The 20,776-nt window shown below is 57.7% G+C and carries 27 protein-coding genes and 1 pseudogene; 24 read left to right on the forward strand and 4 right to left on the reverse strand.

The window, feature by feature from the left end; genetic code table 11:
* Positions 1-2,088: pseudogene (locus ACFWEM_RS31145) on the reverse strand (carbon starvation CstA family protein); the annotation flags it as partial.
* Positions 2,089-2,123: 35 nt separating this feature from the next.
* On the opposite strand from ACFWEM_RS31145, the gene ACFWEM_RS31150 reads away from it, so the two are divergent.
* Complete coding sequence (locus tag ACFWEM_RS31150; protein WP_378539543.1) at positions 2,124-3,491, forward strand: recombinase family protein; 1,368 nt, start codon at positions 2,124-2,126, stop codon at positions 3,489-3,491.
* On the opposite strand, the gene ACFWEM_RS31155 is transcribed toward ACFWEM_RS31150, so the two are convergent.
* The gene (locus tag ACFWEM_RS31155) at positions 3,469-3,900 is read right to left on the reverse strand and encodes a hypothetical protein (protein WP_378539544.1); all 432 of its coding nucleotides are present in this window, start codon (positions 3,898-3,900) and stop codon (positions 3,469-3,471) included. The two genes, ACFWEM_RS31150 and ACFWEM_RS31155, sit on opposite strands and share 23 nt — an antisense overlap.
* A 64-nt stretch (positions 3,901-3,964) precedes the next feature.
* Entirely contained in the window at positions 3,965-4,444 is a 480-nt protein-coding gene (locus ACFWEM_RS31160; RefSeq protein ID WP_378539545.1) for a hypothetical protein, read from the reverse strand.
* Between the two features lie 183 nt (positions 4,445-4,627).
* On the opposite strand from ACFWEM_RS31160, the gene ACFWEM_RS31165 reads away from it, so the two are divergent.
* The gene (locus tag ACFWEM_RS31165; RefSeq protein ID WP_378539569.1) at positions 4,628-4,819 is read left to right on the forward strand and encodes a helix-turn-helix domain-containing protein; all 192 of its coding nucleotides are present in this window, start codon (positions 4,628-4,630) and stop codon (positions 4,817-4,819) included.
* 335 nt (positions 4,820-5,154) lie between these two features.
* Here ACFWEM_RS31165 and ACFWEM_RS31170 read toward each other — a convergent pair whose 3' ends face one another.
* Positions 5,155-5,418, reverse strand: a complete 264-nt coding sequence (locus ACFWEM_RS31170; protein ID WP_378539546.1) for a hypothetical protein — start codon at positions 5,416-5,418, stop codon at positions 5,155-5,157.
* Positions 5,419-6,269: 851 nt separating this feature from the next.
* On the opposite strand from ACFWEM_RS31170, the gene ACFWEM_RS31175 reads away from it, so the two are divergent.
* From ACFWEM_RS31175 to ACFWEM_RS31280, 22 genes are all read left to right on the forward strand, one after another.
* On the forward strand, positions 6,270-6,794 hold the full coding sequence (locus ACFWEM_RS31175; RefSeq protein ID WP_378539547.1) for a hypothetical protein: 525 nt from the start codon (positions 6,270-6,272) through the stop codon (positions 6,792-6,794).
* 581 nt (positions 6,795-7,375) lie between these two features.
* Positions 7,376-8,155, forward strand: a complete 780-nt coding sequence (locus ACFWEM_RS31180; RefSeq protein WP_378539548.1) for a phage antirepressor KilAC domain-containing protein — start codon at positions 7,376-7,378, stop codon at positions 8,153-8,155.
* On the forward strand, positions 8,100-8,945 hold the full coding sequence (locus tag ACFWEM_RS31185; RefSeq protein ID WP_378539549.1) for a hypothetical protein: 846 nt from the start codon (positions 8,100-8,102) through the stop codon (positions 8,943-8,945). The genes ACFWEM_RS31180 and ACFWEM_RS31185 overlap by 56 nt, the downstream gene beginning before the upstream one ends.
* Positions 8,945-9,142 carry a hypothetical protein gene (locus ACFWEM_RS31190; protein ID WP_378539550.1) on the forward strand — a complete coding sequence of 66 codons (198 nt, stop codon included), beginning with the start codon at positions 8,945-8,947 and terminating at the stop codon, positions 9,140-9,142. Before ACFWEM_RS31185 ends, ACFWEM_RS31190 begins: the two co-directional genes overlap by 1 nt.
* A gap of 416 nt (positions 9,143-9,558) precedes the next feature.
* Positions 9,559-10,386, forward strand: a complete 828-nt coding sequence (locus ACFWEM_RS31195) for a hypothetical protein (RefSeq protein ID WP_378539551.1) — start codon at positions 9,559-9,561, stop codon at positions 10,384-10,386.
* Positions 10,322-11,221, forward strand: coding sequence for a hypothetical protein (locus ACFWEM_RS31200; RefSeq protein WP_378539552.1), 900 nt, complete (start codon positions 10,322-10,324; stop codon positions 11,219-11,221). The genes ACFWEM_RS31195 and ACFWEM_RS31200 overlap by 65 nt, the downstream gene beginning before the upstream one ends.
* Entirely contained in the window at positions 11,221-11,811 is a 591-nt protein-coding gene (locus ACFWEM_RS31205; protein WP_378539553.1) for a hypothetical protein, read from the forward strand. The genes ACFWEM_RS31200 and ACFWEM_RS31205 overlap by 1 nt, the downstream gene beginning before the upstream one ends.
* Positions 11,811-12,206 carry a hypothetical protein gene (locus tag ACFWEM_RS31210; protein ID WP_378539554.1) on the forward strand — a complete coding sequence of 132 codons (396 nt, stop codon included), beginning with the start codon at positions 11,811-11,813 and terminating at the stop codon, positions 12,204-12,206. Before ACFWEM_RS31205 ends, ACFWEM_RS31210 begins: the two co-directional genes overlap by 1 nt.
* Positions 12,207-12,423: 217 nt before the next feature.
* On the forward strand, positions 12,424-13,167 hold the full coding sequence (locus ACFWEM_RS31215; protein ID WP_378539555.1) for a hypothetical protein: 744 nt from the start codon (positions 12,424-12,426) through the stop codon (positions 13,165-13,167).
* Positions 13,164-13,421: a hypothetical protein gene (locus tag ACFWEM_RS31220; RefSeq protein WP_210377345.1), complete on the forward strand. Its 258-nt coding sequence runs from the start codon at positions 13,164-13,166 to the stop codon at positions 13,419-13,421. The genes ACFWEM_RS31215 and ACFWEM_RS31220 overlap by 4 nt, the downstream gene beginning before the upstream one ends.
* Before the next feature lie 12 nt (positions 13,422-13,433).
* A complete protein-coding gene (locus ACFWEM_RS31225) occupies positions 13,434-13,679 on the forward strand; it encodes a WhiB family transcriptional regulator (protein WP_210377344.1) in 246 nt (81 codons plus the stop codon).
* A gap of 1,195 nt (positions 13,680-14,874) precedes the next feature.
* Complete coding sequence (locus tag ACFWEM_RS31230; protein WP_378539556.1) at positions 14,875-15,333, forward strand: hypothetical protein; 459 nt, start codon at positions 14,875-14,877, stop codon at positions 15,331-15,333.
* A 22-nt stretch (positions 15,334-15,355) separates the two neighbouring features.
* Positions 15,356-16,654 carry an AAA family ATPase gene (locus tag ACFWEM_RS31235; RefSeq protein ID WP_378539570.1) on the forward strand — a complete coding sequence of 433 codons (1,299 nt, stop codon included), beginning with the start codon at positions 15,356-15,358 and terminating at the stop codon, positions 16,652-16,654.
* An 8-nt stretch (positions 16,655-16,662) separates the two neighbouring features.
* Positions 16,663-17,289 carry a hypothetical protein gene (locus tag ACFWEM_RS31240; protein WP_378539557.1) on the forward strand — a complete coding sequence of 209 codons (627 nt, stop codon included), beginning with the start codon at positions 16,663-16,665 and terminating at the stop codon, positions 17,287-17,289.
* Positions 17,286-17,708, forward strand: a complete 423-nt coding sequence (locus ACFWEM_RS31245) for a DUF4326 domain-containing protein (protein ID WP_378539558.1) — start codon at positions 17,286-17,288, stop codon at positions 17,706-17,708. The genes ACFWEM_RS31240 and ACFWEM_RS31245 overlap by 4 nt, the downstream gene beginning before the upstream one ends.
* Positions 17,709-17,749: 41 nt before the next feature.
* The gene (locus tag ACFWEM_RS31250) at positions 17,750-18,124 is read left to right on the forward strand and encodes a single-stranded DNA-binding protein (RefSeq protein WP_378539559.1); all 375 of its coding nucleotides are present in this window, start codon (positions 17,750-17,752) and stop codon (positions 18,122-18,124) included.
* Positions 18,125-18,200: 76 nt separating this feature from the next.
* Positions 18,201-18,401 carry a hypothetical protein gene (locus ACFWEM_RS31255; RefSeq protein ID WP_378539560.1) on the forward strand — a complete coding sequence of 67 codons (201 nt, stop codon included), beginning with the start codon at positions 18,201-18,203 and terminating at the stop codon, positions 18,399-18,401.
* Complete coding sequence (locus ACFWEM_RS31260) at positions 18,391-18,678, forward strand: hypothetical protein (protein ID WP_378539561.1); 288 nt, start codon at positions 18,391-18,393, stop codon at positions 18,676-18,678. The genes ACFWEM_RS31255 and ACFWEM_RS31260 overlap by 11 nt, the downstream gene beginning before the upstream one ends.
* A gap of 117 nt (positions 18,679-18,795) precedes the next feature.
* The gene (locus tag ACFWEM_RS31265; protein ID WP_210377337.1) at positions 18,796-19,359 is read left to right on the forward strand and encodes an RNA ligase family protein; all 564 of its coding nucleotides are present in this window, start codon (positions 18,796-18,798) and stop codon (positions 19,357-19,359) included.
* The gene (locus ACFWEM_RS31270; protein WP_378539562.1) at positions 19,356-19,805 is read left to right on the forward strand and encodes a DUF3310 domain-containing protein; all 450 of its coding nucleotides are present in this window, start codon (positions 19,356-19,358) and stop codon (positions 19,803-19,805) included. The genes ACFWEM_RS31265 and ACFWEM_RS31270 overlap by 4 nt, the downstream gene beginning before the upstream one ends.
* A gap of 17 nt (positions 19,806-19,822) precedes the next feature.
* Positions 19,823-20,251, forward strand: coding sequence for an endonuclease VII domain-containing protein (locus ACFWEM_RS31275; RefSeq protein ID WP_277377321.1), 429 nt, complete (start codon positions 19,823-19,825; stop codon positions 20,249-20,251).
* Between the two features lie 8 nt (positions 20,252-20,259).
* Positions 20,260-20,776, forward strand: a 517-nt coding sequence (locus tag ACFWEM_RS31280) for a hypothetical protein (RefSeq protein WP_378539563.1), incomplete at its 3' end; no start/stop codon positions are given.

Below are 20,776 nucleotides of genomic sequence, written 5' to 3' on the forward strand. Positions count from 1 at the left end.
TCAGTGCCCACCTCCGTGCGCGGCTCCGGGCGCGCGGACCTTCCCGGCTTTGATCAGCTCGTCCCATTCCTTCTGGATTTCCTTCTCGGCGGGCGTCGGAATGAAGCTGGCGGGACCGAAGATCTTCGACGGTTCTTCCGGGGACTCGGTGGTCGGCAAGCCGCCGGCTCGGATTGCCTTGGCGCATACGATGATCCCGGCGATGACGACGACAATCACCAGTGACGCGAAGACGATCGACAGCGTGCCCTGGATGAAGGTGTTGCGGATGACGGCATCGATGGCCTCCGGAGTCTTCGCGGAACCGTGCGCCGTCTCGCCGGCAGCCTTCGCATCCTTGAACACGTTGTGCTGAGCCCAGTAACCGATCGCGGGGTTGTCGGAGAAGATCTTCTGGTACGACGCGGTCATGGTCACGACCAGGTCCCAGACCAGCGGCACGCCGGGAATCCAGGCCCATTTGAACAGGCCCTTCTTCATGACGATCGTCATGACTACCGTCAGCGCGATCGCGGCGAGTAGTTGGTTCGCGATGCCGAAGAGTGGGAAGAGCGTGTTGATTCCGCCGAGCGGATCGGTGACACCCATGAGCAGGATCGCGCCCCACGCAGCGACCACGATCAGCGAGCACAGCCACGCGCCGATGCGCCACGACGGGTCCTTGAACTTCTTTGCCGGACCGCCGAAGTTGCCGAGCGAGTCTGAGAGCATGAACCGAGCGACGCGCGTGCCGGCATCGATCGTGGTGAGGATGAAGAGCGCCTCGAACATGATCGCGAAGTGATACCAGAACGATTTCAGCGAGTCACCGCCGAACACGTCGCTGAGCACTTCGGACATGCCGAATGCGAGCGTCGGGGCACCGCCGGTTCTCGAGATGATCGATTCTTCGCCGACGGCCTCGGCTGCCTGAGTCAGCACGTCCGGTGTGATGGGTGCGGTGCCGAGGGGCAGGTTGTTGACGTACTCGGCTGCGGTTTCGGGGGTACCGCCGGTCAGCGCCGCGGGAGCGTTGAGTGCGAAGTACAGGTGCTGATCGAGGATGCAGGCGGTGACCAGAGCCATGATCGCAACAAATGATTCGGTCAGCATGCCGCCGTACCCGATCATCTTGGTCTGGCTTTCTTTTTCGAGCAGCTTCGGTGTCGTGCCCGAGGCGATCAGCGCGTGGAATCCCGAGAGAGCGCCACAGGCAATGGTGATGAACAGGAACGGGAACAGTGAACCGGCAAAGGCCGGGCCTTCGCCGTTGGAGGCGAACGGCGTCACTGCCGGCATGTTCAGCGCGGGTCGTGCGACCAGAATTCCGATGGCCAGCAGTGCGATGGTGCCGACCTTCATGAACGTCGACAAATAGTCACGCGGCGCCAGGAGCAGCCACACCGGCAGCACCGAAGCGGCAAATCCGTACGCGATCATCAGCCACGCGATGGTGACCTTGGAGAGCGTGAACCAGTCTGCACCCCAACCGGTATCGGCAACCCAACCACCGGAGACGATGGCCATCAGGAGGAGGACGACGCCGATCAGGGAGACCTCGGAGACCTTGCCCGGGCGTAGATACCGTAGGTACACGCCCATGAACAGGGCGATGGGGATGGTCATCGCGATCGAGAAGACGCCCCACGGGGACTCGGCGAGCGCATTGACGACGACGAGGCCCAGCACCGCGATAAGGATGATCATGATGACGAACACACCGATCAATGCGGCGACACCGCCGACGAGGCCGAGTTCCTCGCGGGCCATCTGACCGAGGCTGCGCCCGCGTCGCTTGGACGAGATCCACAGGACCATGAAGTCCTGCACCGCCCCGGCGAACACGACGCCGACGATGATCCAGATCGTTCCCGGCAGATATCCCATCTGCGCGGCCAAGACAGGCCCGACCAGTGGACCGGCACCGGCGATTGCCGCGAAGTGGTGACCGAACAGCACCCGACGATCGGTCGGCATGTAGTCGGCGCCGTTCTCCATGATCTCGGCGGGAGTGGCGACGTCGTCGCGGGGTTTGACGATTTTGCGTTCGATCAACCGGGCATAGAAACGGTAGGCAATCAGATAGGTACAGATTGCGGCCAACACGAAGGACAAATGTCAATAGCCACATGTATGATTCGGGGATGCGAGCGATCATCTACACGCGAGTCAGCGCCGACAACACAGGCCTCGGCAGGTCAGTTGGGGAGCAGGAAGCTGAATGCCGAACGCTGTGTGATCGCGAAGGTTGGGATGTCGCGAAAGTTCTCCAAGACAATGACATTGGCGCATCCCGCTGGTCAGGCAAGACCCGTCCGGAGTACAAGCGCCTCCGTGACGTGTTGAAGAAGGGGGATGTGCTTGTCACATGGGAGGCATCGCGTGCGCAACGCGACCTTGATGCTTATGTGCAACTACGCGACCTGTGTGCTGAGCGTGGAGTGTTGTGGTCGTACTCCGGGAAAACATTCGACCTGTCAAAGGGCGATGATCGGTTTTCCACTGGCCTCGACGCCCTTCTCGCGGAACGTGAGGCTGACCTGATTCGAGAGCGTGTACTTCGGGCGATGCGGTCAAACCTGGCTTCCGGACGGCCTCATGGAAAGACGCCCTATGGATATGCCCGGGTGAACACACCTTCGGGGAAACTGGAAAACTGGGTGCCCAATGAACCTGAAGCTGAAGTTCTGCGCGAGATTGTTCGCCGAATTCTCGCAGGGGATTCCGTTCGATCGATCGTCAAGGATCTAAATTCGCGTGAGCTTCCAGGCCCAGGAGGGAAGGTTTGGCACACATCCTCGCTTTCTAGGCTTGCGAAGAATCCTGTCTATGCAGGATTGCGGACGCACTATGGAGTTGTTCATGGCCCAGGTATCTGGGATGGACTGATCTCAAATGAGGATCACATCGCTGTTGCGTCACTGCTGACCGGGCGTGCAACTCATGACCGCGGGTCGGAACCTCGACATTTGTTGTCAGGCATTGCCACGTGTGGAGTTTGTGGGGCATTCGTGCGGCGTGGACATAACCGGGGGATCGAGTACTACCAGTGCAAGGAGAACTTTTGCATCGCTCGTGTGAAGCATCAGGTGGATGCCATGGTCACGAAGGCTGTTATTCGTTGGTTGGAAGAATGGAATGAAGGCGCATCGGAACGCTCGGATGACACAAGCGGAGCATCTGAATTGGCGGATCTGAGGATGCGCCTTGAAGAGTTCACGCAGTCAGCGATTGACGGAGGCATAACGTCGTCCACATTCGCCAAGATCGAGTCTTCGCTCACCTCGAAAATAGCTGAACTGGAACAGTTGCTTGTGCCAGCTCACGTCGAGCCTGTAGCTGACCTCATCGGCCTGGATGCTGCCGAGAATTGGAAGGCTGTACCTATGGCTAGGAAGCGAGCAATCGTGCGCAGTCGCTTCACCGTCAAGATAAAGGCAACGACTATGGGTCCAGAATTCGACACTGAGTCTGTCGAGATTGACTGGACTACGGCACCCCGCGAGACTTGAGCATTTGCTGAATTTCTCGTTTTTCGTGTGCAGATAGCGATTGGACCCACACTTTCAGCGTGTGACTGTCAACCCGCAATTCGGCGGCACATTCACGGCCAGCTGTCCTTCGGCTCCAAGCGAGAGCGTCTACAAACTTGTCGACTGTGATTAATCGTCGAGCTACCGCAATGTCAATCGCACGTTCTTCTTTGCTGTTCGGGTGTTCAAACAGATGATCGGTACCATTGCGGATGTGATCTAGTTCGTGGGGAAGCGTGCACCTACGTCCATCCTCATCAAGGGTGCGGCACAAGTAGATCGTTTTCCCCTTAATGAACCCTCCCACGCCGGCAGGCAGCTCATGGCGGATGTTGATGGTGTAGTCGGGGAAGTTGTCGCGGGCGTCCCGCCATGGGTTGTAATCCATGACGGGACTATCGCAATCGGTACCGACAAGTTTCCTTGAATGACCCTTTACTGTTGATGCCAAGTTACGAGTAGTCCCCTTCTGGGTCATCGATCGTCTGTTTTTCCCTATGACTTGCTGCGTCCCAAACGCTGAAGTCGGGCTTCTCATTGGGGTCGTAGTCCGGCGCGACCTCCCATGGGCGGATCTGGTGGACGGTCGCGGGCTTCGCGTTCGGTGCCGGCAATTCCTTTGCGGCAAGTGCTGGATTGGCGCGCATCGCCAGTTCGCGGGCGAGTTCGTAGTCGGAGCTTGTGTCAACTAGCAGGCCCTCTGAACCTATTGCGTCGACTACGTCTTTGGTGTCGAGGATTCCAATGTTGATGAGTCCTGATGCTCGAGACAGTTCGTAGTGGTCTAGCACTGCGAGGATTTCGTCCACGGGGAAGCCTTCTTTGATGCGTCGGCCCACACTTGCGCGGCTCAGTTTGAGGACTGTGGCCACTTCTTCTTGCCGGACGGGCCGGTCCAATTGTGTCACCAAGTAGTCAAAGAGATCGTTCATGCTGCAAATTCTATCGTCAAATATGAAACATCACAAGCTGAGTGACCTGCACTTTTGCAACTTCTTACTCCAAAGTCATGAATCACATTGTTGACATTACTTGCTTCGATGCGTCAAAGTTGCAGCATGCAGTTGAGCGAGCCAGTCGAAGCAAGACTTGATGTAGCTGCGGTTACAGCAGCAATGAAGCGGAAAAAGATCGGAACGCAGGCGGAGTTGGCGCAAATTTTGGGCCTATCGCCGGCAACCGTCACAAGAGCGTTTAGAGGTGAACGTCCACCGATTGAGTTCCTTGCAGGGCTTCAGGAGCGGGTTGGTCTGCGGATGGACCGGGCCGTCGTCATCGGATCGCGGAACGTGAGGAATGTCGGATGAAGGCGGACGATCCTGAATGGCTGAAGAAACTGTTCGCTAGGCGTCCAGATGGTGATGCTGAAGTTCTAGCTGCGGCGTGGCGGTTAATCCTTGGCCCTGACAGTAAGTATGTAGTTCATGTTCGATAGTTCGGGGTCCCGAATGGTTGATGTGAGTTCGATTCTCACGCGGGACGCAAAAACCCCCACCACCAGGGCAGGGGTTCCAACGAAAAGGAAGTCACATGTCGAAGCAAGCGACCCGGAAACTGAGCTATACCGAAACCGGGAACTACCTCACAGATGACGGTGACGGTTTCATCCGTGAATGGGATCGCGAGAGCTGGGAGTTCGTCTCTATTCGGGATAGTCCCAGTGCACGCTCCGCAAGTTAAGGTCGTTGGCGAGCACCCGGAACCCTCCACCTTTGGCGATGACGTTGAATGATCCGCCTGCTTCAACTGGACCGTTCAGGGTGTGCTTGTCGCTTGATCCGATGATGCGAACGGTCGCGCCTGGGGCGGGGGCGATGGAGATCCCTGCAAGTTTCGATCCGTGCGTGTTGGTGAGTTTGAGTTCGTTTGATGCGCTGTCGGCTGGTGTTGCGGTCCATGTGCTCATGGGTCGTTAGCATACTGGCTTTCCGGTTTCTTATGTCGAGGCTTGTTGAGCCTTTCTGCTAGTTGGTCCCGAATGGTTTGTGCGGGTTCGATTCCCGTGCGGGACGCGACACCCACAAGGTGTTAAGGGGTGCTGCCCGCCATGGTTCGACGGGCAGCACCGTGCAGGTCAGGATCCTGGTTGGTCGACAGTGCGTCGACTTCTCACGTATCCGGTGCCTGCGGTTATCGCAAACGCAGCGAGTATTTGTCCTAGGAAACTACTAGCGGTGTCTCCTAGAAACTTGACTAGCTCAGCGTTCGTGATCAGCTCGGTTACCAAAGTTTGCCCTTTCGACGTGCCAGCGGGGTGTGGTCGGCGGCAAAAATTGGCTCGTGTGAGCCGTGGCTGATTGTAGATGGAAGTCCAGGATGGTCGGTTTTGTGGGGTTCGATTCCCTGCCTGGACGCGGCACCTTCGGGTGTTTCTGTTCAACAAATACTTTGAACCGTTTCTGACGGTTTCTTAAGCGCGGGTTTTTGCCAGGTCGCCTTCGGGTGGTGGTGGCGAATGGATGCCTGTTGCTGCATGTCCTTCGAAAATTCCAGAGTGTGTGTTTTACGTGCGGTGCCTGACTTTTGTGGGCCTGTCGTGACTGTCTGAACCCTGATGTGACTTGTCTGCGGGGGTGGTGGTTGCAGGGTTTGCGGGTTGGGGTGTTTGCTGCACGGTTTGGCGCGGGATACGGGACTGGTTGTCCTACACCAAGTTGAGGTAAAGGCGTCGAACGGTTGTCCTGATGGCATACGTGCCCGGTTCGAGTCCGGGAAGGACGCTCATGAATGTTTAACCCACACAGGAGGAATGAGGAAATGGCGGTAAGTGTCAAGCAAGCTGAGCAGATGTGGTCCGACCTACACGGGCTGTTCGTCAATGCTGAAGCCAAGATTGTTGAGATCATTGAGGCGAAGGCTTGGGAGCCTTTGGGTTACGACTCGTTCGCTGAGGCGTGGCAGGCTCGCATGACAGGCGTTCGACTGTCTTCGGAGGAGTTGCGGGCACATGTTGTGTACGCAATGTTCGACGAGGGCTTGTCGGAATCTGACGTGAATGAAGCGCTCGGAGTTGGATCGGGCATTGGGCCGGCATCGGTGAAAACCCTTAAGCAGCAACGCGGAAGCGGTGTTCCCCCAAATCTGGCAACACCCCGAAGTCGCCGGCCAGATGTGACGACGGTGCGTGAACATGATCGCAAAAAGCCTGGACCCCCGCAGACGATTCACGTTCAGTTCCCTGCTGATGAATATGAGAAGTTCAAAGAAACCGCAGCACGACTGGGGCGAACCGTCGACCAGATAGCGCATGACGCAATCAAGGAAGCGTTCGAGGGCCTGTGATTTGAATGTCAACGGGTCGAGATTTCAAGCACGGACTTAGCGCGTACAGCAACAGGGGATGTAGATGTGAAGTCTGCTCCGAGGCTAGCCGAAACTATCGGAAGTCTTACTACAAAGCGCATTCCGAGTACGGCAAAGAATGGGCGAAACGGTACAGGGGCGAAAATGCTGACGCGATCGCAGAGCGGCGGCGTAATCGCTACATCCGGAACCGAGAAGTTGTAATAGCCAGAAACTCTGACTATGTGAATCGGAACCGTGAAATTGTAGGAGAAAGGTCTCGCGCCAAGTATGCGAAAAATGCGGATCACTACCGCTCTCGAGCGCGGGAGTACGGGCGAGTTAAACGCTCGATGATCGAGTCGAGGAGAAGGTCGCAAAACAGGCTGTCTCGCACCAGTGCGAATCGGCATGGCGAACCTTGGACTTCAGTTGAGGATTCTATCTGTTTCGACCGCTCTAAGAGCGCAAAGGAAGTCGCCTTCTTGCTCAATCGAACTATCGGCGCTGTCAATGGGAGGCGCGCAACCTTGAATCGCATCCGATCGTCACAGTGACGAATCAACCTGAAAGGAAATGCTATGTCGGAACTTGTTTCCGTGGATGTGCAGTCACCGTTCGATTCACTGCGCAGAGTTCGACCCAACGCATCAGAGTACTGGTCGGCGCGCGACTTGATGCCGATGATGGGGTACCCGGCCTGGCGTGAGTTCAAGCCGGCCATTGAGAGGGCTATTTGCGCAGCCGAAAACCAAGCGGTGGAAGTCTCTGGAAACTTTGGGGTTGCCCCCAAAAAGGCAGGTCAACGTGGCCCCGCCCAAGAAGACTACGAGTTGTCTCGGTTTGCGGCCTACCTGGTCGCTATGAATGGTGACCCGCGCAAGCCTGAAGTTGCAGCCGCTCAGGCCTACTTCGCGATCAAGACCCGTGAAGCGGAGCTAGTCCAAGCCGTCATACCCGAGACATTCTCGGATGCACTGAGGTTGGCGGCCGAGATGAGCGACCGGGCTAGGGAAGCTGAAGCAGCTGCACTCTACGCCAATGAGAAAGTGGTTGAGCTGGAACCACTTGCTGCTGAGTACGAACGGTTCCTCGATGCCGAGGGGACGCTGAAGATGGGCGGTGTCGCCAACATGTTCGGCATTGGCAGAACGACACTCTTCAAGCATCTGAAGGAGGAGGGTGTGTTGCAGCCGGATCGTAGGCCGTATCAGCAGTATGCGGATTGGTTCAGGGTGATTCCGCATGGCTACAAGAACAGTAAGGCTGAGGATCGGATGGCTTTTACGCCGACGTTGAAGCCTGATGCGGTTGATCCGATGCGGAGGTTGCTTATTCGGCGCGGCCGGCTCGCAGCTTGATTCTTCTCTGATTCAAACCAAATGGAATGGCCCGGCACTGCACCACCAGTGGCCGGGCCTCGAACTATCCCACTCAAAGGACCACTCAATGGAAACTATATCAATTCGCCGTGATGTTTGGGAAAACATGCAGTCGGCGCTCGCCAAGCTCGTCCACTACATCACTGATCAAGAGTCCAGCGGAAGTGGTTGGCTGGATCGGCTGGGGGATTTGGTTGCACAGCCCGGAACGACGATTGTCAGTCGAGATCAGGTTGCGGCTGAGGACGCCACGTTCGAGGGATTTGCGGAGTTCTCGGATCACTCGCCGATCCCGTACACGTTGGCAACCCGCGTTTTTGATCGCGGTGACACCATCCCTGACGATGTGAAGCGCCTCCGGCTGTCGAACGAGGAGAACAAGTCGTTCCAGGTTGTGGAACGCAAGGGATCTGGCAATTTCGGATTCCTGCATGTCAATCACAATGGCGGGTGGGGGCCGAGCGATACGACAGATCCCGCATGGGAAGACAGTGACTTTCCTGTCGTTGAGGTGTTCGAGGATGTGACGTACAACGTTTTCGAGGCTGTCGATCATCTGAAGCATCATGGCGTTGACACGAACTCGATTCGGTTGTGCCAGTTCCTGAATACCGGCGCAGCGTGGACTGATGGGCTTGGTTATCCGCGGGAGTGTGCAGCGGAGTACTTGGTGGTGGAGGGCGGTCCGGGCGTCGTACTTCATCCGGAGTTGCGGTTTACGCCTGCGGGTTTGGCTGAGTTGGTTCGGATCATGAAGGTGGCTGTCTGATGCGTGACCTCGCGACATTGTCGAATCGTGAACGTGAAGCCGAAGCTGACCGGCTTCTCGCCGAGGACCCTGAATGGAGTGACGAGCGAGTCACATTCGCTGATCCTGCTGGCACAGCTGCGGATATGGACGTGCTGATCAATGGTGAGGGTTGGTTTCCGGATTTCCTGGCCCGCAAGTTCCGGATCCGGCGATGACAACGGTTCCTCCTGATGATGATCCGGAGGGTGAACCTGACTGGGTGGATGTTGGTTTCGGTGCCGCGATCATTGGTGGCGCATTCCTGTACGCGAAGTTCAAGGGGTGGTGGCCGTGAAATCTGCTGTGTCTGTCAATGAGTGGCGTTTCTATGGGGCTGTGATGGCTTCTTATCTGTTGGTGTGGTCTCAGATGGTGGGTGTGTTGTGAGTGTTCCGAGTGGTCCTCCGGTGTTGGATCCGCCGTTGGCGGGGTTGGGTTTTGATCCGGATGATGTTCCGGCTGCGTGCCCGCATTTTGATGTGGTTGAGGTGGCCGCGGCGGAGTTTGGTCGGGATTGTGTGTTGGTTGCGGGGCATGTGCCGCCGTGTGTGTTGGTGTCGGGTTCGGTTTTCAATGTGGTGGAGGGTGTTTGATGACTTCTGTTGAGGTTTTGGCGGCGCGTGATTTGGTTGACGGTTTGCCTGCGCATGCGTTTTGGGCGACGAGTCGTAGCACGGTGGTGCGGACGCTGACGGGTGTGGCGGAGCGGTTGGCTGCGGAGGAGGCCGCTAAGGCGATTGCGGCTGAGGCTGCCGAGAAGGCGCAGCAGGAGGCTGCTGCGCTTGCTGCTTACGGTGGTACCGCTGCGGCTGAGGATGGCTGGAATGCGTTGCGGCAGCACAACCCGAAGGTCGATCGCTCGACCGGCGTGTACGGCGAAGCGGGCGAGGTACGAACATTCAGCGACTTGCCGTTCAAGAAGAAGTTGGAGTACGCGGCGATCGCGTTTGGTGTGCTGAATCCGGGTGCGAAGCTGGGTTCTGATGCGCCCGTTGAGCCGTACCGGTTTAAGGTTGGCGACAAGGTTCGTATCACCGGGCCGGTGCAGACCACCACGGGTGGGATTTGCTTCCTTCAGGGAGGCGAGGTCGCCACAGTGGTTTGCCCCGTTCCGGACATCGAAGGCGATATTTCGGTGAGTGGGAAGCTGGCCGACGGTGACGAGGTTTGCGCGCAGTGGATTGATCCGGCGTCGTTGACGTTGGTGCGGGAGCCACGAGAGTGGGATTCTGCCGAAAAGATACCTGTCGGAGTTAAGTTCACTGACAAGGGCAACGAACGCGATGACTACTGGGTGAAGGAGTCGGACACCGAGTACCGCTGGCATTCGGGTGGCTACCGGCAGAACGGATGGCGTGCAGACGTGGTCGACGGATACGGCCCGTTCGTTGAAATCATTGGGGGCGATTCAAATCACTGATTACAGCGTGGTGAGAGATCAGTGGGGCCGGCCTTTTGTCACCACCGACGGACAGCCACTCAAATATGAAGGCAAAAAGAAAACACCCGTCAATGCAGTCGGCTACACCCGAGTGTCAACGCTCGCTGGCGCACTCGATGACAAATCGAACCTGGGGGACTGGCTGGCAGCGCAGACCGCTGTCGGTTTGATCCGCGAAAAGTCCGTCGCCGCGCAGGTCGCGTCACTGGTGTCCAAGTACAAGGATCCCTGGTCGCAGGCGAAAACGCAGATGAAGCAGCTCGTTTCGCGTGCTCAGACAGCTGCGTCGTCGGATGACGGATCAGGTAAGGGTACGGCGTTTCACGAGTTCACGGAGATTGTGGATGCGGGTGGTGAGCCTGAGTTCATGCCTGAGGAGTTCAAGCCGTGGATGGACTGCTACCGGGAGGTGATGTCCGATTACGAGGTGTTGGCTGCTGAAGAGTTTGTGGTTGTTGACGAGCTGCAGGCGGCTGGTTCGTTCGACAAGCTTTTGCGGCATAAGCGGTCTGGGCGCGTGCAGATTGGGGATTTGAAGACTGGTGCTTCGGATCCCCGGTATCCGCTGAAGGCTGCGATTCAGTTTGCTTCGTATGCGCATGGTGAGCGCTATGACCAGGTGACTGGTGCTCGTGAGGTGTTGCATGCGGATTTGGATTTGTCGGAGGCGGTGTTGATTCATGTGCCGATTCGGGGAAAGTCTCCTTCTGCTGCTGCGTATTCGGTTGATATTGGGGCTGGTTGGGAGTTCGCGAAGTTGGCTGTGCGGGTTCGTGAGGCTCGGAAGATGAAGCCGTTGGAGGTTGTGGCGTAATGGGCTATCAGAAGAATGACGACTACATCGAAGTTCCGGAACGGATCGCGGAGTTCCGAACCAAGTACCCGGAAGGTTCGCTGCAGCCGTGGGACAAGGCCAAACCGTATGAGGTTGTAGATCTTGGCGGAGTGGTTCACATCATTGTGGTTGCCGCGGCCTACCGTTCGCCTGATGATCCGCTGCCGGGTGTGGGTATGGCGCAGGAGGTTTTTCCTGGCAAGACGCCGTACACCAAGGGGTCTGAGTTGATGAATGCTGAGACTTCGGCGTGGGGTCGTGCGATTGTCGCGGCGCTGGCGGCTGACACGAAGCGTGGGATTGCTTCGGCTGAGGAAGTGCGGAACCGTCAAGCGGAACGCGATGTGCCGGATTCAAAGCCTGCATCAAAGCCTGCAGCTAAGCCCAAACCTGAATATGCCGAGGCAGCAGACCTTCGGGCGAAGATCATCGCTGCAGCACAGGCTGCTCAGTTCACACCCGCTCAGGTGACCGGCCTTGTTGGTGAGGCCGGAGGCAAGGGCGGGTTGAACACTGAAACTGACTTGGCAGTCCTCCGCGCTGTACTCGCGCTGATACCTCCGTTCTGATGAGCGGCGATGTGAGAGACGTTCTCCTTTCTGAGCAACTCGATCCCACCTCGCCTGCCTACGTCAACGCTCGACTCTACGAACTCGAACAGTTCTTTCAGGAAATGCCTGATCTGTTGGAGTCGATCGAGGGTGCGCACGATGAGGCCACTGAAGCTCATTTGTTGGCTGAGGCGTGGGCGCAGTTGGAGGCAGATGGGAAGACTGCGGCGGATCGTGAGGCGCAGGTGTTTTTGAAGACGGCTGAGTCTCGGAAGGTGTTGCAGGCTGCGAAGTCTGCTCTGCGTCATGCGAAGGCTCGGGTGAAGGCGCGTTCGGAGGAGAAGGACACGTTGATTACGCGGTCGGTGAATTTGCGTCGTGAGATGGATTTGAGCGGAAGGGGCAGGCCGTGAGGGTGTTCGAGCGTGGGGATCTGATTCCCGATGACGTTGAAGCAGTCGAATGCACCGATGGAATCAAGTATGTGCGGCACACGAATGGGTTGTTCCGTAATGCTGTGCCAGCCGACGATCAGCCGGGTTTCCTCTCGGCGAATACATCCAAGTTGGGGCCAGAGCCATTGTGCGCTGGCTGGTTTGACTATGAGTTCCCTTTGATGGAGGTTGCGGTATGAGTGTGACGGCGGATCAGATTGAGGCTGTGGCTGAGCATGCTGAGGCTGTGCATCTTGTTGGTGCGGCGCAGCAGTTGCGTGGTCGGGCCGCTCATGTGCGGTTGGTGGAGTCGCAGCCTGCTGAGGTTGTGGAGTTGGCTGCGGCGATTCGGAATGCGTATTACAACGATGGTGTGCGGCGGGAGTTGTTGTCGTCGCGGGATCCGGGTCAGTGGTTGCGTATGGCGGTGGAGGCTAAGTCTGCGTTGGGGGTTGGGGCGGTTGTACCGCGTGTGTTCAACGTGGGCGATCCTGAGCCTGAGGACCGGGACACCATCACTCTGAGTGGATCTTCGAATGGTGCACCTGAATCCAACAGACCGGCCAGAAGCGTGCTTCAGATCAAGTTCGGCAACTACGCAAGCGACCCGGAATCCTATGCGGGCCGTTCGAAATGGTGGCAGGTTACAGAATCGCACCATACTTACGGCACGTGGGAGTACTGGCTTGAGCACTACGGGCCACTCACCGAGGTGCTGGACAAGCCGAAACCGCCGACGCCGCGCACCTTCGAATGGGGTGACGACGAACCAGTCGACATCGCATACGCATACGACGAAGACGGTGCGCTCTTCAAGCGTCTGGGGCCTGACACTTGGGCACAGCGCCTCGGTAGCGGCCGATACGGAGACAGTCGATACACCTGGAGTGAAGTCACAGTAGGCGCAGGTGCGACCGAAGCCTTCGGTGATCTCGGATGACACCCGAAGAGGTCGACCAACTCGCCCTCAACCACGCCGGCGAACCCGACATCCACAACGCAATCCAATACATCCACACCCTGCAACAACGCAACGACAACCTGTCCCAAGCGCACAGGATCGCCGAAAACCTTGCAGAACAGTATCGGATCCCGTTGACAGCGTTGCGCGGGTTGAACCGCAAGTTCCGGGCAGGCGAGATCGATCAGGTCCAATTCAATGCGGGCGTCAACTATCACGCCACCGACAACTAGGAACAACACAACATGGGTTGGCAACAACAAGCGAAATGTCTGACCGCCGATCCTGAACTCTGGTACGTCACCAACCTTCCTGCCGAGGATCCTGTCGGGGCAGCTCGCGAGTTGTGCGCTGGCTGCCCCGTGCTGCGGGACTGCGCTGCTGACGCTGTGAAGCCAATCGACATGACAGCGCTGTTGGGGACGTTCGAAGAACCGGACCTCATTCACGTGTCTGGTGTGGTTCGTGCGGGAATCATTTGCGATGAGTAACGCACTCGCGCAGCTTCTTTCCATCGCAGAGGGTGAACCGGTCGCCGATTGGTACGGCGGATCTTGCGTCGATTGTGGGCGCAGCATGTACCGCAAAGGGCACCTCGCGCAGGGCAAGCCGCGTGGATGGGTTTGCAAAGGCGCACAGGGCAAGTGCATGTCCTGCTATCAGAGGAAGCGTCGTCGGGAGCGGGGACATATGCCGCGCCGTTCTGCGGCGTTGAGTCGTTGCGTGGTGTGTGGGCGTTCGATCAGGTATGCGGATGAGCCCGCAACGGTGGGTGAGTTGGTTCGGTCGAGTTTGTCGACGTGTAGGTCATGTATTGCTCCGAGGCCTGACGATCCGGTGGCGTGTTCGTTGTGTGCGCGCAGGTTTGGGTCGACGGGGCCGTTGGGTGGGCGTGTGCGGTTGGGGATTCGGAGGTCGGGTGTGTGTACGACGTGTCGGGATCGTGAGTCTCAGAGGAGGAAGCGTGGCCGGGCGAAGGACGGGGCCGGATAGGCGGACGGTCGAGTTGGTGACGGAGCGGGCCGGCGGGGATTGCGAATGCTGCGGCATGGGTGCCGCGGAGCAGATACATCACAGGAAACCCCGCGGCATGGGCGGGACTAGAGACCCGGCTATCAATGCGGCATCAAATTTGCTTTTCATTTGCGCGGCGTGCCATCGCGATATCGAGTCGAATCGTTCATTGTCTATGGAGTTTGGGCATATCGTCCGAAATTCTGGGGATTCTTTGTCGACGGCGGTTTATCGGCGTGGGGTGAAGTCGTTATTGGATGATGATGGAGGTTGGATGGCGTGCCCTGGTTTCAAGTAGACGACCATCTTGCGATGCACCCTAAGGTGGTGGAGGCAGGGAATGCGGCGATGGGTTTATGGGTGCGGGCGGGGGCGTGGTGTGCCGCGCATTTAACTGAGGGCGTGTTTCCTTATTCAATGGTTACTGCTCTCGGTGGGCACAGGCGGGATGCTCGAAAACTTGTCGAGTCTGGTTTGTGGCGGCAAGTTGACGACCCAAAGGGTGACTATGTTTTCCATGAATGGGATCAGCGAAATAAGTCCAAGGATCAGGTTGAGGCTGAGCGGGAGGCGACTCGCAGGAGGGTCGCAAATCATCGTTCGGGCACCAGTTCGGCACCAGTCGGGCATAGGTTGGGCACCAGCTCGGCACCAGCCGGGCATAGGTCGGACATGAAAGTGATTCCGGGAAGTCAGGTCTATGCCGAGAGCGATGGGATCAATCAGCAGGTAGATGCGGGTTTTGGTGACCATGGTAACGGCGTTACAGAACCCGTTACTAACAGCGTTACTAACACGACCCTATCCCTACCTATCCCTTCCTTACCTACAACTGATGTGTCGCCGAAGGCTCGGAAGCGTGTTGTTGACAGTGACGAGTTTGTTCGGTTCTGGGCTGTTTATCCGCGCCGGGAAGATAAGGGAAATGCTCGGGCCGCATTCGCTAAGGCGTTGCGGATTGCTGATGTTGAAACGATTATTGCGGGTGCGGAAAGATATCGGGATAGCCCAAAGCGTAAACCCAACTATACGAGGCTTCCAACTACTTGGCTTAATGGCGAAGGCTGGGAGGATGAGTTAGTGGGCGCGGCTAAACCTTTGCCTCCGGGTGAAAGAATGTGGGAGGAATGATGGACCGTTGATCGAAATAGAAGTGGACCGCGAGGTTGCCTGGGATGAACTTCAAGAAAAAACGCTACTCGGGCTAGCAATCCAATTCCCAGACAGGTGCGGAGACGCACTACTCACCGTCGAATCTGACGACTGGTACCACCCGGCGCACAAAGAACTCGCAGCAGTGATGGTGAAGATGCTGCGATCCGGGCAGTCGGTGGATGTGACAACTCTGGCGGGGCAGCTGCAAGCGCAAGGACTCACCCGATTCTGGGATGCCGTCAAAGTGTTCGGACTCACGGAACTCGCTTGGCGGCCTGAGAGCGCTTCTGACATAGCGGCAAGGCTCCGGGAGCTCTCGGGTAGGCGGAAGCTGTTTGCGGCCTGTCAGCAGACATCCCACAGGCTGCAATCGCTATCCGACATTGACGGACCTGACCAGGTTCGGCAAGCAACCCGAGTTCTGAGGGAAGCGTGCGATGCCGCTGAAGCCGTGGCCGCAGATAAACAAACATCACTCCCTCGCGGGATGGGGGACTTCCTCCAAGCCGAAACAGCTGCACGGCAATGGCTCGTCCCAGGACTTCTCGAGCGGATGGATCGCACAGTGCTGACAGGCGCTGAAGGTGGCGGAAAGTCGGTGTTGTGCTCACAGATAGCAGCAACTCTGGCCGGCGGTGTACACCCGTTCGGAGGTCACGTAATGGGTGAGGGGGACCAGCAAGTCAGGGTGTTGGTGATCGACTGCGAAAACTCGGATGACCAATCGCGGCGCAGGTACAGATGGGTGATTGATCGTGTGACTGCGCTGCGTGAACAGCACGGTCACAGGTCGGTTGACTGGAATGAGCAGATGCGGATTGACACGAAACCCGGCGGGATCGATTTGCTGTCGGGGCGTGATATTTCGTGGCTGGAGAACGCAATTCAGTCGATTGCGCCTGACATGTTGGTGTTGGGGCCGTTGTACAAGCTGCACCATCGTGATCCGTCTGAGGAAACTTCGGCACGTGAAGTGGCGTGGGTTTTGGATGGGCTGCGGGAGCGTCACGGGTTCGCGTTGTTAACGGAGGCTCACGCGGGCAATGGCGAGGATGTGAAGGGTGATCGGGTTATGCGGCCGATTGGTTCTTCGTTGTGGCGTCGGTGGCCAGAGTTCGGGTTCGGGTTGCGGCGAGCTAAGGATGATCCGGGGGGTGCGCGTGCATCTCGGGTTGATGTTGTGTCGTGGCGCGGTGCTCGTGAGGAGCGTGCGTGGCCACGAAAGTTGGAGCATGGGCATACGTTGCCGTGGGTTCCTGATGCCGAGTACTACGACTCGATGAACAATTATGAGTAGGAGTGTTTGTGGCTAAATCTGGTGTGGCCCTTGCGGGCGAGAGAATTGATGTATTCGGGGATGTGCGTGCGTTCAACGAGGCGTGCGGCGTGCGGATGAATGCAGAATCGGGTTCAATTCCTGATTCGGATCTTGTTCCGTCCCTTCAACTGATTGCGGAGGAGCTGAATGAACTGGATGAAGCGGTGGGCCAACGAAACCTTGTCGAGGTTGCGGATGCTGTTGCCGACTTGATCTATGTAATGTCAGGGATGCTGCTGCGCCTGGGCATGACGGCTCCGAGGCTGCTGCGCAGTGTCAACCCGATTGGCATCCCCGCCCCTCATCGACAAGGGATGTGGCTACTCGCGGAAGGCTACGCACTAAAGGCGCACCGCGAGCTAGGAAAGATGTTCATCACTAGTTTCGGGTGTGGAGATGTCCGGCGTCACGCGGGCTATGCAGCAAAGGCGTTGCGTGAGTTGGCTGGAACTTTGGGGATTCCTTTGCAGGCTGTGTGGGATGAGGTGCAGCGATCAAACATGGCGAAAGTTGTTGAGGGGGTAGTAGTTCGTGATCCGGTAACAAACAAGATTCTGAAGCCGGACGGGTGGACCGCACCTGACATTGCCGGTGTCTTGGAGCGCGCTGGATGAGTGGCCCGAATCGTATCCAGCGGAAGCGAACCAAAGGCTGGAAGATGCCCGAGAACGCCGTCTACGTCGGACGGCCAACCAAGTGGGGCAACCCGGCACTGATTGAAAGGGCGCACGGATCCTGGTGGACCTACGCGGGCGATGTCGGCCCCTTGCTCGCTAGCGCCCCAGTCGGCACCGCAAGCGAAGCGCGGGCCGCAGCAGTCAGGTACTACGAAGCGTTCATCAAACATCCGACCGGCATCATCCCGCCCACTGACGGATGGAACGCCTCGCACGCCTACGTGGCCGCGCACAATCATTTGACTGATGCACTCGCAAACGATTTGGCCGAACTCGCTGGCAAGGATCTCGCCTGCTGGTGCCCGCTCGATCAACCGTGCCACGCAGACGTACTCCTCGAAATCGCAAACAACTGAATCATCCCGCAACACAAACACCTAACGAAAGAGAGCAAGACATGGCACTGGCCAATCTGAGTGGCAAAGGTTTCATCATCGGAGAAATCGAACTCAAATTCATCGGCGACCGACCCGTCGCCAACTTCCCCGTCGCATTCAACAAAGACAAGAAAAACGAATCGACCGGGCAGTGGGAGAAGGACAAGAGCGCAGTAATCCGTTGCGCCGCATGGGGTCCACTCGCGGAGTTCGTGAAGGAAAACTTCGACGCGAAGACTGAGATTGAACTGTCGGGTGAGTTTTACATCCGCCCGTACGAGAAGGACGGGGAGACTCGCCAGTCGGCTGAGTTGACGGTTCGGACGGTGTCGGGACCGATCCCGAAGCGGAAGAGTAACAACGCTGGTGGCGATGACGGATGGTCAAACGCATAACCCTGAACTGAATACACCTGCACGGGAGGATCGCACAGATGTGGTCCTCCCTTTCTCATGCCCAAAGGAGGATGAGTTGACCGTCATCAGAGTCACCAAGGTGAAATCCAAAGGACTCCCAACCAACTACAGCGGCACTTCCGACGTAGTGGAGTACACCATCAAACTTCGGTCATGGGAGAACGTGGTTGACCGCCCCACTGAAGCGGAAGTGCGGCCCGAGACGCTGCCCGCAGAAGTTCGAAACCAATTGGAGGACTGGCTCAATGGCAACTAGTGCGATCGCATGGCCCACAGCGCAACCCGCCACCGGATACGCCGGCCACGCCGAAATCTACGACATCGAAGACGGCCCCACAGCCCACGGCAAACAACTGCTGGTGTGGACAATCATCGAGCCGGATGCGGTGGACCCGGATGTTGAGCGTGCGTCGACTGTGGTGTTTACGCGGTTTGGTGGGGTGCCGTTGTTTGAGGGTTCTGTTCGTTCTCATGAGAAGGCTTTGGCTGCTTGTGGGTATGAGTTGGTGCCGGTGGAGGAAATCGCAGCATGACCCTTGTTGATGGTTTGTGTGTCCGGTCCGAGTTCCCGCCCGAATGGTGCTGGCACTGCAAGCAACTACCCGACGACCCATTCGACGGCATCCCCAACCCAGAACAGGACACCGAACATGAGTGACTTCGAATTCAAACCCTGGCCCAAAACCCCACGCCTCAAACGATCCATCGTCATCACAGAAAAGATCGACGGCACAAACGCCTGCATCTACGTCAGCGATGACCAAACATTCGTAGGCGCACAATCACGCAACCGCATCGTCACACCAGACAACGACAACGCAGGATTCGCCCGCTGGGTTTACGCCAATGCCGGCGCACTCGCAGACACCCTCGGGCCCGGATATCACTACGGCGAATGGTGGGGTAGCGGAATCCAACGCGCCTACGGCCTGAAGAACGGCGACAAGCGATTCAGTTTGTTCAACGCGGATCGTTGGCAGTCACATGCTGATGAGTTGGCGGCTGTCGACTCTTTGGGTGTGGTGCCGGTGTTGTACCGCGGCGACTTCACTACGAATGCGGTGGATGACACTGTTGCGGGGTTGGCTGAGTCTGGTTCGCGTGTAGCTGATTTCGATCAGCCTGAGGGTGTGATTGTTTACCTGCCGGCGGCGCGTCAGGGTTTCAAGGTGCTGATCGAGAATGATCATTTGCCGAAGGGGTTGGCAGCGTGAGCGATATTCGCGAGTTTGATGAGATGTGGGCGGAATACGCCACCGCCAACTTCGGATTCCCGCAACCTGGATTCCTAACGGCCTACTTCAGTGATCCGCATACGAAGTGGCTTCTGTTCTCGGTGCCGGGTGGCAACTACAAGTGGAAGCGTGAGGTTCCGTTGCAGTGTGACGGGCTGGGTGATCCTGGTGCTGATCCAGCTGCAGAGTGGGATGTGCCAGACAAGCCAACTGACTATGAACTGCAGTCAGACGCAATCAACCCCAAGCACTACCGCAGCCACCTCAGCGGCGTCGAATGCATTCAGATCACCGAGCACATGGGGTTCCTGCTCGGAAACGCAACCAAGTACATCTGGCGTGCAGACCTCAAGCATGACAGTCCGATTGAGGACATTGACAAGGCAATCTGGTACTTGGAACGGTACAAGGCACTGCGATCGTGAAACCGTGCGTTGACTGCGTGGCCGAGAACATCACCACCAACCGGCCAATCGCCACAGACAAACGAACCGGCAAACCAGTACCCGGACCACGCTGCACGACCCACCACCGAGCCAAACGTGCAGCCACCAAAGCGAAATCACACGCCCGCTACGTCCAAAACACCTACAAACTGCCGCCAGGAATGTACCCCGCAATCCTGGCGGCACAAGGCGGACGTTGCTACATCTGCCAAAGAGCGTCAGGAAAGGCGCGGATGCTCGCCGTCGATCACGACCACAGTTGCTGCCCTGGCGGGGAATCGTGCGGCAAATGTGTTCGGAGCCTTCTCTGTTCGCCGTGCAATCAGCTGTTGGGGCATTTGCGGGATGACGTGGAGGCGTTGCGTCGGGCGGTTGTGGTGATTCGGGATAAGCCCGCTCAGGCGGTGATCAATTCATTGAACTAGGAGAACACATGACTGAAAGTCGGATTGAGAAGCTCACGCGCATCGGGCAGGAGATGGCGGCAGCCGTTGCTGAGATGCGCGCTGAAGCCGTAGACCTCACGCCTGACCTCACCACCGAACTTGCAAACCGGCAGATTGAGGGTGAAGCAGCGTGGTGGCGAAGCGTCGACTTCGGCCGAAATGCCAGTCGCACTTTCGAGTCAATGACCGGAGATTCGCAGCAGGCTGTGCGAACCGGGGTTGAGCAGGTCCTCGCATATCTCCAGTCCACCGGCCGACTCGTCCCTGCTGGCGGTATGGCACTCACCGCCAAGGAGAAGGCGGAAATCTGGCAACAGGGGTATGACTTCGGTGTTCACGACGAACGCTTGAGTCACGAAGTGACAGGTGGCGAAGTTGCTCCTGGGCGCGGCAATCCGTATGCGGCATCCGCCCTGTTCCCGGCAACCGAACCCGCCGAGGTCAACGGCAACATTTGCGCGGAAGGAAACAGTTCGCCGACTGTCGTTCACGTCCACCATCACG

This window comes from Rhodococcus sp. NPDC060176, assembly GCF_042728675.1.
Lineage (GTDB): Bacteria > Actinomycetota > Actinomycetes > Mycobacteriales > Mycobacteriaceae > Rhodococcus_F.